The sequence below is a fragment of the Serratia sp. OS31 genome (assembly GCF_014164835.1).
Taxonomy (GTDB): Bacteria; Pseudomonadota; Gammaproteobacteria; order Enterobacterales; family Enterobacteriaceae; genus Serratia; species Serratia liquefaciens_A.
Window position 1 is genome coordinate 15,810 of the sequence record NZ_JACJFQ010000005.1, and the last position, 15,228, is coordinate 31,037.

11 protein-coding genes are annotated in these 15,228 nt (G+C 53.7%); 10 read left to right on the plus strand and 1 reads right to left on the minus strand.

Features of this window, described 5'->3' with window-relative positions:
* Positions 1–7: 7 nt before the first annotated feature.
* Complete coding sequence (gene narX / locus H5P17_RS06120; protein WP_182821878.1) at positions 8–1,792, minus strand: nitrate/nitrite two-component system sensor histidine kinase NarX; 1,785 nt, start codon at positions 1,790–1,792, stop codon at positions 8–10.
* Positions 1,793–2,155: 363 nt separating this feature from the next.
* Between narX and H5P17_RS06125 the strand changes: the two genes are divergently transcribed.
* From H5P17_RS06125 to H5P17_RS06170, 10 genes are all read left to right on the plus strand, one after another.
* Complete coding sequence (locus H5P17_RS06125; protein WP_044552004.1) at positions 2,156–3,550, plus strand: NarK family nitrate/nitrite MFS transporter; 1,395 nt, start codon at positions 2,156–2,158, stop codon at positions 3,548–3,550.
* A gap of 780 nt (positions 3,551–4,330) precedes the next feature.
* Positions 4,331–5,230, plus strand: coding sequence for a winged helix-turn-helix domain-containing protein (locus tag H5P17_RS06130; protein ID WP_182821879.1), 900 nt, complete (start codon positions 4,331–4,333; stop codon positions 5,228–5,230).
* Positions 5,231–5,413: 183 nt separating this feature from the next.
* A complete protein-coding gene (locus H5P17_RS06135; RefSeq protein ID WP_044552002.1) occupies positions 5,414–6,370 on the plus strand; it encodes an NAD(P)-dependent oxidoreductase in 957 nt (318 codons plus the stop codon).
* A gap of 180 nt (positions 6,371–6,550) precedes the next feature.
* On the plus strand, positions 6,551–7,600 hold the full coding sequence (wecA, locus tag H5P17_RS06140; protein ID WP_182821881.1) for a UDP-N-acetylglucosamine--undecaprenyl-phosphate N-acetylglucosaminephosphotransferase: 1,050 nt from the start codon (positions 6,551–6,553) through the stop codon (positions 7,598–7,600).
* Between the two features lie 45 nt (positions 7,601–7,645).
* Positions 7,646–8,779: a polysaccharide export protein gene (locus tag H5P17_RS06145; RefSeq protein ID WP_182821883.1), complete on the plus strand. Its 1,134-nt coding sequence runs from the start codon at positions 7,646–7,648 to the stop codon at positions 8,777–8,779.
* Positions 8,780–8,807: 28 nt separating this feature from the next.
* Positions 8,808–10,988 (plus strand): polysaccharide biosynthesis tyrosine autokinase, encoded by a 2,181-nt coding sequence (locus H5P17_RS06150; RefSeq protein WP_182821885.1) that lies wholly within the window; start codon positions 8,808–8,810, stop codon positions 10,986–10,988.
* A gap of 4 nt (positions 10,989–10,992) precedes the next feature.
* Complete coding sequence (locus H5P17_RS06155; RefSeq protein WP_182821887.1) at positions 10,993–12,282, plus strand: flippase; 1,290 nt, start codon at positions 10,993–10,995, stop codon at positions 12,280–12,282.
* On the plus strand, positions 12,272–13,120 hold the full coding sequence (locus tag H5P17_RS06160; RefSeq protein WP_182821889.1) for an ATP-grasp fold amidoligase family protein: 849 nt from the start codon (positions 12,272–12,274) through the stop codon (positions 13,118–13,120). Before H5P17_RS06155 ends, H5P17_RS06160 begins: the two co-directional genes overlap by 11 nt.
* A 138-nt stretch (positions 13,121–13,258) precedes the next feature.
* Positions 13,259–14,164 carry a glycosyltransferase gene (locus H5P17_RS06165; RefSeq protein WP_182821891.1) on the plus strand — a complete coding sequence of 302 codons (906 nt, stop codon included), beginning with the start codon at positions 13,259–13,261 and terminating at the stop codon, positions 14,162–14,164.
* 1 nt (position 14,165) lies between these two features.
* Positions 14,166–15,227, plus strand: coding sequence for a glycosyltransferase family 4 protein (locus H5P17_RS06170; RefSeq protein ID WP_182821893.1), 1,062 nt, complete (start codon positions 14,166–14,168; stop codon positions 15,225–15,227).
* The last annotated feature ends 1 nt before the right edge of the window (position 15,228 follow it).

Consider the following 15,228-nt stretch of genomic DNA (forward strand, 5'->3'; position numbering starts at 1 on the left):
TCTCCCATTAGTCGATGGCGTGGTTGTCCGGCTTGAATACCACCCGGACCTCGGTGCCGCCGCCGTTGCGGGGCAAAATTTCGCAGCGGCCGTGCAGGCTTTTGGCGCGATCGCGCATAATGATCAGGCCGTAGTGGTCGGGGCGAAGGGTATCTTGCGGCAGGCCGCAGCCGTTATCGCAGACGCTCAGGGTGACTTCGCCCCGTTGATTGATCACCTGAATGCTCACCTGGCTGGCCTGGGCATGCTTGTGGATATTGCTTAACGCCTCACGGGCAATTTGCAACAGGTGGATAGCCTGATAGGTGGGCACCGTGCGCGGCGTTAACTGATAGTCGAGGCTGATGGGAATACCGAGCCGTTGACCAAACTCCTGCACCGTCGACTGCAGCGCTGCCAGCAGCCCCGGCTCCGTCAACCGCAGGCGGAAGGTGGTCAGCAGCTCGCGCAGTTGGCGATAAGCAATGTTCAGTTCCTCTCGCATCTGTTGCACCAGCCCCAGATTGGCGGGGGAAAGTTCCGCACCCTGCATTTGCAGGCAACTGAGCTGCATCTTCAGGCACGACAGCGACTGGGCGATGGAGTCATGCAGTTCACGCGCTATCGCCGCCCGCTCTTCCATCAGCATCAGTTGCTGCTGGTGGTCAACCTGGCGTTCAATCGCCAACACGCTGGTCAATTGCTCCACCAGGGTGTTCATCAACTGCTTATGGTCGTCATTCAGCGGGCGCTGGGGCGCATGTTGCGCGACAATCACCCCATAATCTCCCAGCTTGTCGCTCAGGCTCCAGCTCAGTGATGGGTGGCTGGCATGCTGTTGCTCGTCGTCGTTAAGGCAGGCGCTGCACACCGGGTTATTGCAGTATTCCGGCCGCAGCGGCTGGTTGCCGCTCAACTGCACAAACTGCTCCTGACTGTTGTTTTCATACAGCCGCACCTGAATGGCGCGCAACGGCGTCAGGGTTTGCAACTGATTGAGTATTGGCGTCAGGCGGCTGCACAGCGGCTCATTGGCGTGCAGTTGGCGGCTGGCGCGGTACAAAAAGCTTAATACCTGGTTTTTTTGTTGCAGATCGGCGGTCTTCTCCGCCACCCGTTGCTCCAGTCCGCTGTACATAGTGGCCAGTTCGTCGGACATGGTGTTTAACGCCCCGCCAAGCGAGGCCATTTCATCCTGGTGGCCACGTTGGGTGAAGCGGTGGCTGAAATCGCCGCGGCCCACCGACAGCGCCATCGCCACCAATTGCCGCCAGGGATGCAGCAGGCGCCGGCGCAGGTAACAAATGGTGCCCACCAACAGCAACAGCGTCAGGGCGATAAACACCGCCTGCACCAGCGTCACCGTCAGCAACCGGCGTTCGGTATGGCGGTCGATGTCCGAGACCAGCGCATCCAGCAGGGAGACGAAATGTGCCACCTGAGGGGCTGCGTCGGTCGGTTGACGGGCCTGGTGCAATTGCGGCAGCAGCGTCAGTCGCCAGTAGTCGTGCAGCGCCTGAAACTGTTCGGTCAAGCCTTCTTGTTCCAGCGGGTGTTGCAGGTCTGGGCTGTTTGCATCCTGATCCAGTTCGCGTATCAGGATTTCGCTGCGCGCATCCAGCGGCACCTGTGCCAGCAGGCGATAGCTCTGCATCCGCAGTGAACCGGCTTTGTTGATGGCGTGGGCGTTGCCCTGAATGCTCTGTGACATCCAGGCGGAAATGCTCATGCCGGCCACGCCCAGTATGCCGAGCAGCAACATCAAAATGGCCACCTGGTTAACGATGGAAAGCGGAGCTAACAGGCGTTTCATAGGCTTTGGATCCCCGGCGCATAGCAAAATAACGGCTGGAAACCAGAGGGCGAAAGCAGGTGGTGCCAGCGAAGGTGGTAACGATTCCGCGTTATTTTTCATCATACCCAGGCATAACCCCATACCTCTAACGAAGTACCCATTAGTTTCCACCTCGCATTGTGGGTGCGTGGCGGCGGTACGGGGGAATTTTCAATCGCTTGATTTGTTTTGTTTTTAGCGACGTTAGCGGGTTACTCATAAAGGGATGGCGAGCATTTTCCGGCATCCGGCTACCTGCATCTGGGTTGATTTACATCAACTTTGCCGTAGGGGGCGCCGCCTAGGGTGAGCGAAGTTATCATCCTGTGTCTGAGGTTTTTTATGTCGCAATCAGCAACGTCATTATCAAAATCAAAAAAAACAGGCGCGGTTATTCAGGACTGGCAGCCTGAGGATGCCGCATTTTGGCAGCAGCGTGGCCAACGCATTGCTAACCGCAACCTGTGGATTTCCATTCCTTGCCTGCTATTGGCCTTCTGCGTCTGGATGTTGTTTAGCGCAGTGGCGGTCAATTTGAACAAGGTAGGATTCAATTTCACCACCGATCAGCTGTTCCTGCTTACCGCGCTACCTTCCGTTTCGGGTGCCATCCTGCGCGTCCCTTATTCATTTGTGATCCCGATGTTCGGCGGGCGTCGCTGGACGGCCATCAGTACCTGCTTCCTGCTGGTACCCTGTCTGTGGCTGGGCTTCGCGGTACAGGATGCCACTACCCCTTATGGCGTGTTTGTCATTATTTCATTGCTGTGTGGCTTTGCCGGTGCCAACTTTGCTTCCAGCATGGCCAATATCAGCTTCTTCTTTCCCAAGGCTAAGCAAGGCGGCGCTTTAGGCCTGAACGGTGGCTTGGGTAATCTGGGTGTGAGCGTGATGCAGTTGGTGGCTCCGCTGGTCATTTCCGTCGCTGTCTTCGGCGTATTTGGCGGAACGGCGCAGCAGCAGCCGGACGGCAGTTCACTGTGGTTGGAAAATGCGGCCTGGATCTGGGTACCCTTCTTGTTGGTCGGCACGCTGGCGGCCTGGTTCGGTATGAACGATCTGGCGGCCTCTAAAGCGTCGTTGCGTCAGCAGTTGCCGGTACTTAAACGGGGCCACCTGTGGGTGCTGAGCCTGCTGTACCTCGCCACCTTTGGTTCCTTTATCGGTTTTTCCGCCGGCTTCGCCATGCTGTCCAAAACTCAGTTCCCGGACGTGGTCATTTTGCACTATGCCTTCTTTGGACCTTTCCTGGGGGCGCTGGCACGACCGGTGGGAGGCGCGTTATCCGACCGCTTTGGCGGTATCCGCGTCACGCTGATTAACTTTGTGCTGATGGCGGTGTTCGCCGCCTTGCTGTTCCTCACCTTACCGGGGGCAGGGCACGCAGGATCGTTTATCGCGTTTTACAGCGTCTTTATGCTGTTGTTCCTCACCGCCGGGTTGGGCAGTGGCTCTACCTTCCAGATGATTGCCGTTATCTTTCGCAAAATCACCGTCGACCGGGTTAAGGCGGCCGGGGGCAGTGATGAAAGTGCTCAGCGCGAGGCCGTCACTGATTCTGCCGCTGCATTGGGCTTCATCTCAGCGATTGGTGCTGCCGGTGGTTTCTTTATTCCGCAGGCTTTCGGTACCTCGCTGGCGCTGACCGGTTCGCCGGCGGGCGCGATGAAAATCTTCCTGGTGTTTTATGTTGTGTGCGTGTTGGTGACCTGGTTTGTTTACGGCCGTAAAAGATAGCCACGTACTGACAACTTCTGCGCCTGCCCGTCAGGGGAGGCGCTTTTTATCCCACGTTTTAAGTGAAGCTTTTTACCTCCCCAGTGAAATCCTCGTAGTTTTAGGTAATATTCTTATTATTACGTACTGCTTTTTCCTTTGTTTATAGATATATCTCTCCCACTTTGATTTTTTCCTGTCTTTGCGAAAAATGTTATTCCGACATTATTTTTTCATTTCTACGTCGAATTCCTTACGGAAATAACGCACTGTGAATGCTGCCTTACGTGGCAATGAAATTCTGTTTCTTCACGCTGGCGGAGATTCATTTCATCAAGTTAACAATACACCTTTGTATTTGATGCTATATTTTAACTAAGCATTCCGAGAGGGACTAAATCAGATAACTCTCATTCTGTTTTAGCAGGCTTTTTGTAGGCTATCTGACAATCAGATTAGGTGGAAAAACAGATGATATTGTTTGATGGTGGGATGAAATTTCATAATTTCATTTAAATAACATTTTTTTAACATGTGTATAGTTTTTGTTTTAAAACAATAAGGTAATCCAGTTTTATTGCCGGAAATCATGATGAGAAACCATGTTTCCAACAGGGAAATAAAGACATTCAAAGAAACATAGCCTCCTTTTGAGAGGTGTTGTAAAAAATGAAATCAGTAATTTTTTATAAAAATAAATATCCCATGAATGCAACCTGTTGAGTTTACATTTAATTTCTTGAACATTTTTTCATATTTCTATACAAAGTGTGCAGGACAGGCACGCTAAGGAAATTAAAAGTGAATCTTGATAAAAGAATAAAGATTAGGAATCTAGATGTTCTGACACCGTCCAGGGAAAAATTTCGCCTACGTTGGAAGGAGTATCAGATACTTTCACTTCTTGTCGCCAGATCCCCAGAACTGGTTAGCCGTACGGAAATTATAGAAAACATTTGGAAAGGGACTTATTGTTCGGATTCAACGATAAATCAAACAATTAAATCAATTCGTCAAAAGATCGGCGATGCTGAGCATACACTTATCAGAACCATTCCTCGTTTAGGTTATAAGGTGGAGAACAAGGCCGTTTTTCACTTTATTTCTGAAGAGGAGGAATATGTCGACGATGAAATATGGGGTGTCGACAATAACGATAATAAAGATATTCAAGCGGAACTTTCTGAAAGTAACGATAAGCAGGATGAAACTTTAGCTGACGAAATAGAGCTCAATGATGAAAATATGGCTCCTGTTGATCCTCCGGCAACGCCAGTAACGCTTAAAAATACATCAATCAGAAAAAAGATACCGGCTTCAGCGGGTTTTTTCTCCGTACCCGCCGTCAGAGTTGTGAAATACCTGTCGGTATTCGTATCGTTGCTCATTATTTCACATTTTTCCTACGTGCTGGGGAATCAAACCCGCCCGCCGATTATCAATGATATTCAAAACAATACCCGTGTAGTGCTGACGCTGACGCTGAATAACTCCCACACCAACAGTCCGCAAACCCTGCTTTGCCTGTATCAGGGGGAAAGTCTGGAGCAGGCCACCATCGAATGCGTCGATCCTAAACTAGGAAGGTTGAAACAGCCGGTGAAATACGAAACTTCGGATGCGCAAGGGACGGGTAAGATTAATCTCATACTGCCGAATAAAACCATGGAATATCAGGTCGCTTACGATGTTAAAAATTAGCACGCGATGATATTTCACCTTTATCGATAATTTTACATTTGGCACATATTTTTATTTCATTATTTGTTATTTGAAAGCCGGGTTCGTTTTGTCCAGTCTGGTTTCCATGTTCTAACGCGAATTAGCGTCCTGCCTCAATGGTGCGGTGGGGAATAATGGATAAACCGGGCTGAGTGACAAATTATGGATAAGCGTAAAGTAGCGATCATCGGGGGTTCCGGCTTTATCGGAACGCGTTTGGTTAAGCGTCTGAGTACGCGTGACGACCTGGTGTTGACCATCGTGGATAAAAAGCGGAGTGAGCATTTTCCCGAGCTCTATCAGTTTGGCGATGTAACCCAGCCCCAGACCCTGCAGGAGCCGTTGGCAGGGTGTGACGCCGTGATCAACCTTGCGGCTGAGCATCAGGATAATGTTGATCCTATCTCACTGTATTATCAGGTTAACGTTGAGGGGGCGCGCAATGTCTGCATGACAGCATCGGCGCTGAATATCCAACAGATTATCTTTACCTCCTCCGTGGCGGTTTATGGTTTCGTGACCCGGGAGACCGGCGAAGAAGGGGTTTTCGAGCCCTTTAACCATTACGGCAAATCCAAATTGGAAGCGGAATATGTCTATGAAGCCTGGCGTAAAGCCGATGGCAGTAACAAATTAACCATCATCCGCCCGACGGTGGTGTTTGGCGAAAACAATCGCGGCAACGTTTATAACCTGTTCCGCCAAATTGCCAGCGGCCGCTTTGTGATGATAGGCAGCGGCAATAATATGAAGTCCATGGCCTACGTTGAGAATATTGCCGCCAGACTCGAGTACGCACTGGATCAACAGGCCACTTATCAGGTCAGTAATTATGTTGATAAACCTGACTTCACCATGAATCAGCTGGTGGACGTTATTTCTTCATCATTAGGCAGAAATAATAAGACTATTCGCATTCCTTACCTATTTGGGATCTGCGGGGCAACGGCATTAGATGTAGTGAGTAAAATAAGTCGCCGAAAATTTCCTATTAGCCGCGTCCGGGTGCAGAAATTCTGTGCCAGAACACAATTTAAAAGCAATGTGCAATGTGATTTCGTGGCGCCGGTCGAACTTGATTCGGCAATCGAAAAAACAATTAAGCATGAGTTTTCCTAGGGATAACTTTATTACGAGTTAGGGTTATTTATTTTACGCCTCTGACAAGCAGATAAATCTGTATTAAACGGGATTGGCTGATGCTGACTTATATCCTGGGGCTGTCAATTTTATTTTTGTTAATAGCGCATTGGGAGCTGTAACTCAAGGGCGGTAGCGTGCTTATTCGCTGGAGGAACAATGTTATATCAACTGAGCGTGATATTTATTTTGGCGCTGGTGCTGGTGGTTATTGCCCGCCGCGCCGCGTTGGCGGTGGGGTTAGTGGATAAACCCAATGCGCGCAAGCGTCATCAGGGGCATGTTCCGCTGGTTGGCGGGATTGTCATTTACCTCGTGATGACGCTGGTGACCTTTTGGCAGCCCGAATGGTTGCCGCACAGTACCACCTACTTGCTGAGCATTACGGCGCTGGTGCTGCTGGGCGTTCTGGATGACCGCTTTGATCTGCCGGTGACGCCACGCGTCATCGTGCAGGGAGGGATTGCGCTGGCGATGATGCTGGCGGCAGGGATGCAACTCACTTCTTTGGGTTACCTGTGGGGTCATCAGGAACTGCAGCTGGGTTACGCGGCCTTGTTGATCACGCCGTTGGCGGTGTGGGGGGCGATCAACGCCTATAACATGGTTGACGGCATCGACGGCCAACTGGGCGCGCTGTCCTGCGTCACGTTTATGGCGCTGGCCATCCTGTTCGGGCTGGCCGGGCATGAAGAGCAGGCGTTGTGGTGTCTGAGCCTGATTGCGGCGCTGGCGGCCTACCTGCTGTTTAACCTCAGCGTATTCGGTGCGCGCAACAAGATTTTCATGGGGGATGCCGGCAGCATGGTGATTGGGTTTAGCGTGCTGTGGTTGCTGATTGCCGCCACGCAGGGCGAAGACGCTGTGATGCGACCGGTGACCGCACTGTGGCTGATTGCCATTCCGCTGATGGACATGGTGACGGTGATGACGCGTCGTTTGCTGCGTCGACAGAGTCCCTTTAAGGCTGGGCGCGATCACCTGCATCATATTCTGATGCGCCGTGGCCTTAATGCACGCCAGGCGCTGAGCATGAGCTGCATGTTGGCGGTGACGCTGGCCTGCGTCGGGATCTGCAGCGAAGTGCTGCAACTGCCCGATCACCTGATGCTGCTGGCTTTTGTATTTTGTTTCTTCGGTTATTTTGTCCTGCTGCACGAACCCCGTCAGGCCAGAGTTTTTACCGATAACCCTACCGCCGATCGTTAATCCTCCCACGGGCCGCTATGGCGGCCCGTTTTTCACGGTACCGTTATGAACCTTCATTTGCCTCATTTGATGCCACTGGTGCTGTCCAGCGTTTTGCTCAGTGGTTGCACCGCTTTTCCGGGTTCACACCTGCCGACCCATGGCAAAGACACAGTGACTCAACAAGACGACGATTTCGATCTGGATAAACAGGTTCAGGTGTATCGCGTCACGCCGATGTTGCTGGAAAAAATGCGTCGCATAGAGCCGGTAGCGCGCCCCAACCTGGCGTTGGATCAGCGGTTGCAAAGCTATCAGTACCGCATCGGCGTTGGCGACGTGCTCAACGTTACCGTCTGGGATCACCCGGAGCTGACCACCCCGGCAGGGCAATACCGCAGCGCCAGCGATACCGGCAACTGGGTGCATGCCGATGGCGCCATCTTCTATCCGTACATCGGCAGGGTGCAGGTGGTGGGCAAAACCGTTACCGAAGTGCGCAACCAGATTGCCAGCCGCCTGGCAACCTATGTGGAAAGCCCACAGGTGGACGTCAGCATCGCCGCCTTCCGTTCACAAAAGGTGTATGTCACCGGGGAAGTGAAAATCTCTGGGCAGCAGGCCGTGACCAACGTACCGCTGACCATTTTGGATGCGATCAACGCCGCCGGCGGGCTGACTGATAACGCCGACTGGCGCAACGTGGTGCTGACGCATCAGGGCAAAGAACAGCCGATTTCGCTGCAGGCGCTGATGCAGCGCGGCGACATCAGCCAAAACCACCTGCTGACGCCTGGCGACATCCTCTATGTGCCGCGCAACGACGAACTGAAAGTGTTTGTGATGGGCGAAGTCGGCAAGCAGTCGACGCTGAAAATGGACCGCAGTGGCATGACGCTGACCGAAGCCCTGGGCAGTTCCGAAGGGATCAGCCAGACGGTGGCCGATGCTACCGGGGTGTTCGTGATCCGCCCGAACGGCGGCAAGCAGCCAAAACGGCTGGCGTCGCTGTACCAGTTTGACCTGTCGGATGCCGCCGCACTGGCGATGGGCACCGAATTCCAGCTGGAGCCTTACGACGTGGTGTACGTCACCGCGGCACCGATCGCACGCTGGAATCGCTTGATTAGCCAGCTGGTACCGACCATTTCCAGCTTCAACGACCTCAGTGAGGCCACGTTGCGGGTACGTAACTGGTAACCCCGTAACGGTGACTAAAGGAAGACCGATGATGAAGAACAATGCATTGCCGATTGTGATGGCCGAACAGGACGACAAATTGGAGTGGGAGCGCCTGATTGGCCCGCTGTGGGACAACCGCTGGCGCATTCTGCTGGTGACCGGCGTAGCCGGGATCCTGGGCTGTGCCTATGCGTTGATGGCAACGCCAATCTATCAGGCCACGGCTTTGGTGCAGGTGGAAAAACAACTTTCGGGCGACTCGCTGCTGCGCGAAACGCTGGACAGTTCGATCGGCGGAGTCGGTCAGAACTCGGCGACCCAGGACGAGGTGTCGCTGGCGAAATCACGCTACGTGATTGGCAAAACCGTCGACGACCTCGGCCTGACGGTGCGCATCAGTCCGGACTATTTCCCGCTGTTCGGCAAGGGCATTGCCCGCCTGAGCGGCGAAGTGACACCGGTACTGCGTATTTCCTCGATGAAGGTACCGGCGGTGATGCAGGGCCAGGAACTGACCCTGACCGTTGATGATCCGCAGCATTACTGCCTGAGCCATGACGGCAAAACCTTGTTCAGCGGCGTTGTAGGGCAAACGCTGCAGCAGGGCGGTTGGTCGGTCAACGTGAGCGAGCTTGAGGCACTGCCGGGCACCACCTTCACCGTGGTTAACGTGCCGCGCCAAAAAGCGGTGGACGATCTGCGCAATATTCTGGATGTCGCGCCTGGCGGCAAGGAAAGCGGCATCATGACCTTCAGCCTGGCGGGGGAGGATCCGCAGCGTGCGGAAGCGGTGCTCAAAAGTATCACTGATAACTATCTGCAGCAGAATGTGGATCGCAAAACCGAAGAAGCCCAGCGCATGCTGGCCTTCCTGCACGAACAGTTGCCACGGACCCAGACCTCGCTCAATAACGCCGAGAATCAGCTTAATCAATTCCGCCAGCAGAACGACTCGGTAGACCTGTCGCTGGAGGCCAAGTCGGTGCTGGACACCCAGGTGCAGCTTGAAGGGCAACTTAATGAGCTGACCTTCAAAGAGGCGGAAATTTCCAAACTTTATACCCGGGTACATCCGGCCTATCGCGCCCTGTTGGAAAAGCGCGCCACGCTGGAGGCGGAAAAAGCGCGGCTTGGCAAACAGGTGCAAACCCTGCCGAAAACCCAGCAGGAAATTTTGCGCTTAACCCGCGACGTGCAGGTGGATCAGCAGGTCTACATGCAGTTGATGAACAAACAGCAGGAGCTGAGCATCAGCAAGGCCGGAACCGTGGGCAACATTCGCATCATTGATGAGGCGGAAACCGGCCTGCGTCCGGTACAGCCGCAGAAAGCGATGATCGTCTTCTTCGCGCTGCTGATGGGCGGTGTGCTGTCGGCGTCGGTGGTGGTGTTGCGTACGGCGCTTCACCGTGGCATCAGCGACACCGATACGCTGGAAAAGCGCGGTATCAGCGTGTATGCCACGGTGCCGCTTTCGCCCTGGCAGCAGAAACGTAACCGTATTCAACAGCAACTGTTGACCAAACACAGCAGCGACAAACTGCCGATCCTGGCGCAGGAGGAACCGGAAGATTTGTCCGTTGAGGCCATCCGCAGCCTGCGTACCAGCCTGCATTTCGCCATGATGGAGGCCAAAAACAATATTCTGATGGTATCCGGCGCCAGCCCGGCCAGCGGGAAAAGCTTTACCAGCACCAACCTGGCGGTGGTGATCGCTCAGGCAGGGCAGCGGGTGCTGCTGATCGACGCCGACATGCGCAAAGGCTTTCTGCATCGTTGGTTGATCAACAGCGCCAAGGCCGGTCTGTCAGATATGCTGTCCGGGCTGATTGCGCCAGAAATGGCGGTGAAGAAGACCGACATCGCCAATCTGGATTTCGTGCCGCGTGGCCAGGTGCCGCCCAATCCGTCTGAACTGCTGATGCATCAACGCTTTGCCGATTTCCTGCGCTGGGCAGGTCAGAATTACGATCTGGTGCTGATCGACACGCCACCGGTGCTGGCGGTGACCGACGCGGCGATTGTTGGGCATCACGCCGGTACGGCGCTGATGGTGGTGCGTTTTGAGGTCAACACCGTCAGACAGATTGAGACCAGCATCCGACGTTTCGAACAGAATGGCGTTGCCATTAAAGGGGTGATCCTCAACGGCATGGTGAAAAAGACCGCCACCGATGCCGGCTACTATGCCTTTGCTTACCCCAGCCATCAGGAAAAGGTTCAGTAACCCTATGAAAGCGATGCTGATGAACTCCCTGTGGTTAATGTTGGAGCGAGTATCGCTGAGCCTGTCGGGGATTTTCGTTTCGGTTTACGTCGCGCGCTATCTGGGGCCGGCGCAGTACGGGCTGATTAACTATTTGCTGTCGGTGATCGCCATCGCGGTTCCGCTGGTGCAACTGGGGGCCGACGCGGTGTTGTTCAACCGTGTCGCCCGCCAACGGCACAGCGGCATTCGGTTGATGCTGGCCTCTATGCGTCTGCGGCGGCAACTCTTTGCGCTGATCGCGGTGCCGCTGATGGCTTGGGCGCTGTTAACGCAGGATCGCACCAGCCAGATCATGATGGCGCTGATGCTGGCCAGCGCTTATTTCTCGGTGCAGGACGTTTACAAAATCTATTATGACGCCCTGTTGAAATCGAAGCTCAACACGCTGATCAACAATGTGGCGCTGCTGCTGTCGATCGTGGTGCGGCTGGCGCTGGTGAATGCCAAGCTGCCGCTGGAATGGTTTGCGGTGCCCTATGTGCTGAGCAGCCTGATCCCCTATGGGGTACGTTGGTTGCTGTTTCGCCGCGAGAAAGGGGGAATGCGGCCCATCAGCCTGCGTCATCAACGGCGCTATGGCCGCTATCTGCTGAAGGTCGGGCTGCCGTTGGCCGTGTCCGGGCTATCGATTGTCATCTATACGCGTATCGACCAGATCATGATCGGTAACTATCTCGGGGAACACAGCGTCGGGCTGTACAGCGCTGCCATCACCCTGAGTCAGGGATGGGTCTTTGTGCCCATTGCGCTGATTACCTCGATGATGCCGGGGGTGGCCAACGCCGGTTCCCTGACCGAGCAGGAAGGGCGGATCCGGCTGCTGTATCTGGTGGTACTGCTGCTTTCGATGCCGGTGATATTACTGCTGTCGCTATTCCCTGGCCCGATAGTGAAGCTGATGTTTGGCGACAGTTACCGTGAAACTGCCACCATTCTGGCGCTGTGTTCGGTGACATCGCTGTTCTCGGTGATGGGCACCGTCTCTTATCGGGCGATCGTGCTGTTTGGTGGTTATCGGTTTATCGCGATAAAAATGCCATTGGCCGCTTTGGTCAACGTGCTGATGAATCTGGTGTTGATCCCACGTTATGGCATTTTGGGCGCGGCGATATCAACGTTTATCACCGAATTTATTTCATTTTTTGTACTTAATGGCTTTTTTAGAAAAGGACAAATTACCCGGCTGCAGGTCACCTGCTACCGTTGTTTACCGCAACTAATAGGGAAGGTGCGAGAACTTTATGCTAAATAATCTGGTGAAGGGTTTTTACCGTAATATACCCGACGCACTATATCATCAGCTAAAATATGCTCTATTTTTTCGCAAGCTACCGCATCTGGCTAAACCGGTGGGGTATAGCGAGAAACTGATGCGCAGGAAAGTCTATCCTCTGGCGATGTATACTCAATTGTCCGATAAGTATCTGGTCAGAGAGTATATCGAGAAGCTGTGGGGGAAAGAATATCTGATTGAACTCTATGCTCAGGGTGAGAAATTAACTGAGGAAATGTACCAGTCATTGCCTGACGCCTTTGTGATTAAGGCGAATCACGGCAGCGGTTATAACAAGCTGGTGTTTGATAAAAGTCAGACCAGCTTTAATGAATTGCGGGTGCTGACCAACAGCTGGCTGCGACAGAACTTTTATCAGGTCTATCGCGAACGTCATTATAAGGATATTTCGCCGTGCATCATGGTGGAAAAAATGTTGCTGGAAGACGGAAAAACCCCGAATGACATCAAGATCCACTGTTTTAACCGCAACGGGGAAGTGCGTTTTTTCATCCAGATTGATTACCAGCGTTTTATTGACCACCGCCGTGATTTTTTCGATGCCCAATGGAACCGCACCGAGATCCGCATGGGGGTGCCCAACAGCGAAGTGCCTATGGATAAACCCTGTCGCCTGGATCAGATGCTGAAGTTGGCACGCCAGGTAGCAGAACAGTTTTCTTACGTAAGAGTGGATTTCTATCAGGTGCAGGAAAGGATCTATTTTGGCGAGTTAACATTTACTCCCGGAGCCGGCCTGCAACGATTCACACCGGAAATTATTGAACAGGAATGGGGAGGTTATTTCCAGGAGTAGTTGAGTCACCGGTAGGCTGCGCGTATTTCACCGCGTCAGGACGGGGGTGTAACCGGACAAGGATATTCTGGGATAACAAGTTATTCCGTTGGCGTTAGCATTGTTTTGCCAAATGATAATATATTGTTGAGGTAATAAATGGACTTATCGATTGTCATTCCCGTTTTTAATAACTCAGCCAGTTTGGCCACCACATTAGTCAGGATGACCAATGCCTGCTCCGGTTTCGACTACGAAATTATCGTGGTTGATAATGCGTCGGACAAACAAGAGTTGGATAATATACGCAGCCTGCTGGTCGCCAATCGCCGGGCGCGGCTGCATGAAAGTAAAGTACGGCGTAATACGGCAGCCTCTTGCAATGTCGGTTTTCGGTTAGCACGTTCGGACGTGGTTTTTTTTCTCGAGCCGGAGGATTCGTTTAATACCAACTATATTATTCGACGCTTGAAACGTCATCAGGACACCCGAATAGACATTATCTTCGGTAACTACGTCACGGTAAGTGATAAGAATATTCGCAGCTATCGCTTCGATTATAAAGAAGGCGTGGCGGGAGCGGATTTTTTATTTCTCGATATGGGTGATATTCGCACCTCAACCATCAGCCTGCGTAAGAAGGAAGACCGACGTTTTTTATTTCCGGAATTCCTCTACAAGTATCAAGACTGGGGATTTTTGGTCAACGCCACCAATCTGGGGGCCAGGGTGGCCTTCGACGAGGGGCGCGGCGTGTTTATCCGTTGCGGCGATGCCGATACGGACCGCTGCCGGATGAACATCGATGCCAGCGAGCAGTTTATCGATGCTTACCTTAATGCCAGCGGCCGCTATATCAGCGGTTTTGCCTGCAAACACCTGCTGGCCTCGCTGTACAGCGAAAACCTGCAGGCCTTCACCTATTACTCAGCGCGCACCGAGCGCGATGCCCTGAGCAGCAAATTCAGGGCGATCAAACTGTACGGAGACTGTCTGGCCAGACTGGGACTGTTTCCACTCGGCGGGCGACTGTTGCGTACCGCCCGCGAGGGATTTCGGAGATGACATGCAGCAACGAAAAGTAGCGATTGTGATTGAGAACATCGCCGAAAAAGGCGGTACCGAGCGGGTAGCCAGCAGTCTGGCCAATGCGCTGACGACACGCTTGGGGCATCAGGTGGATCTGGTGTCGATCAGCGGCGACCGGGCATTTTACCCGCTGGACGAGTCAGTGACCTTGCGCTTTATGCCGGGCAGAACGCTGTTGTGGCCCTGGCTATTGGCATGGTTTTTACGACGCGGCCGCTATGACGCAATTATCACCGTTTCGATGGGCAAACTGTCGTCGATCATGGTGCCGTACCTGCGCTTGCTGTGCCCCAATAGCCGGTTGTTACTGAGCGAACACGTCAGTTTCCACCAGTATGCCTGGCCGATGAAGTGGCTGAAGGTGCTGGTCTACCGGCTGGGCGACCGCACGGTACTGCTGACGAAGAAAGATTTGGCCACCATTAGCCGCTGGGTGCCCAGCCGTAAATGCCGGGTGATCGAGAACGTTTCGCCATTCCCGGTACAACCGCCGCAACCGACGCTGCAACAGCCGGTGGCGCTGGCGGTGGGGCGGTTATGCCCACAGAAAGGGTTCGACCGGCTGATCGCCGCCTGGCAGCGGATCGCCCCGCAAGCGGGGGATTGGCAACTGCATATCGTCGGCGACGGCCCGGACCGGGGGCCACTGCAACAGCAGATTGACGCGGCCGGCCTGGGCCAGCGGGTGAAGCTGCTGCCGGCAACGGCAGACATCGCCCGTCACTATCGTCAGGCCGCCATGCTGTTGATGACCTCGCGTTACGAAGGCTTGCCGATGGTGTTGATTGAAGCGATGAGCTTTGGCCTGCCCCTGGTGGCCTTCGACTGCCAGACCGGCCCGGCGGAGCTGATCGATAACGGTGAGAACGGTTATCTGGTGGCGGAGGGCGACATCGAGGCCTTCAGCCAATGCACGCTGGCGCTGATTGACGACGCTGAGTTGCGTCAGCGCTTTTCCCTTCACTCGTTGGCACGGGCGCAGCAGTTCATTCCCGAGCGTATTTATCCCCAATGGCAACAGCTTATTGCTGGAGGTTAAG

What these genes read in the sequence shown, in the direction of transcription:
- narX (WP_182821878.1), bottom strand. Translation starts at nt 1,792, where the DNA reads ATGAAACGCCTGTTAGCTCCGCTTTCCATCGTTAACCAGGTGGCCATT.
- H5P17_RS06125 (WP_044552004.1), top strand. Translation starts at nt 2,156, where the DNA reads ATGTCGCAATCAGCAACGTCATTATCAAAATCAAAAAAAACAGGCGCG.
- H5P17_RS06135 (WP_044552002.1), top strand. Translation starts at nt 5,414, where the DNA reads ATGGATAAGCGTAAAGTAGCGATCATCGGGGGTTCCGGCTTTATCGGA.
- wecA (WP_182821881.1), top strand. Translation starts at nt 6,551, where the DNA reads ATGTTATATCAACTGAGCGTGATATTTATTTTGGCGCTGGTGCTGGTG.
- H5P17_RS06145 (WP_182821883.1), top strand. Translation starts at nt 7,646, where the DNA reads ATGAACCTTCATTTGCCTCATTTGATGCCACTGGTGCTGTCCAGCGTT.
- H5P17_RS06150 (WP_182821885.1), top strand. Translation starts at nt 8,808, where the DNA reads ATGATGAAGAACAATGCATTGCCGATTGTGATGGCCGAACAGGACGAC.
- H5P17_RS06155 (WP_182821887.1), top strand. Translation starts at nt 10,993, where the DNA reads ATGAAAGCGATGCTGATGAACTCCCTGTGGTTAATGTTGGAGCGAGTA.
- H5P17_RS06160 (WP_182821889.1), top strand. Translation starts at nt 12,272, where the DNA reads ATGCTAAATAATCTGGTGAAGGGTTTTTACCGTAATATACCCGACGCA.
- H5P17_RS06165 (WP_182821891.1), top strand. Translation starts at nt 13,259, where the DNA reads ATGGACTTATCGATTGTCATTCCCGTTTTTAATAACTCAGCCAGTTTG.
- H5P17_RS06170 (WP_182821893.1), top strand. Translation starts at nt 14,166, where the DNA reads ATGCAGCAACGAAAAGTAGCGATTGTGATTGAGAACATCGCCGAAAAA.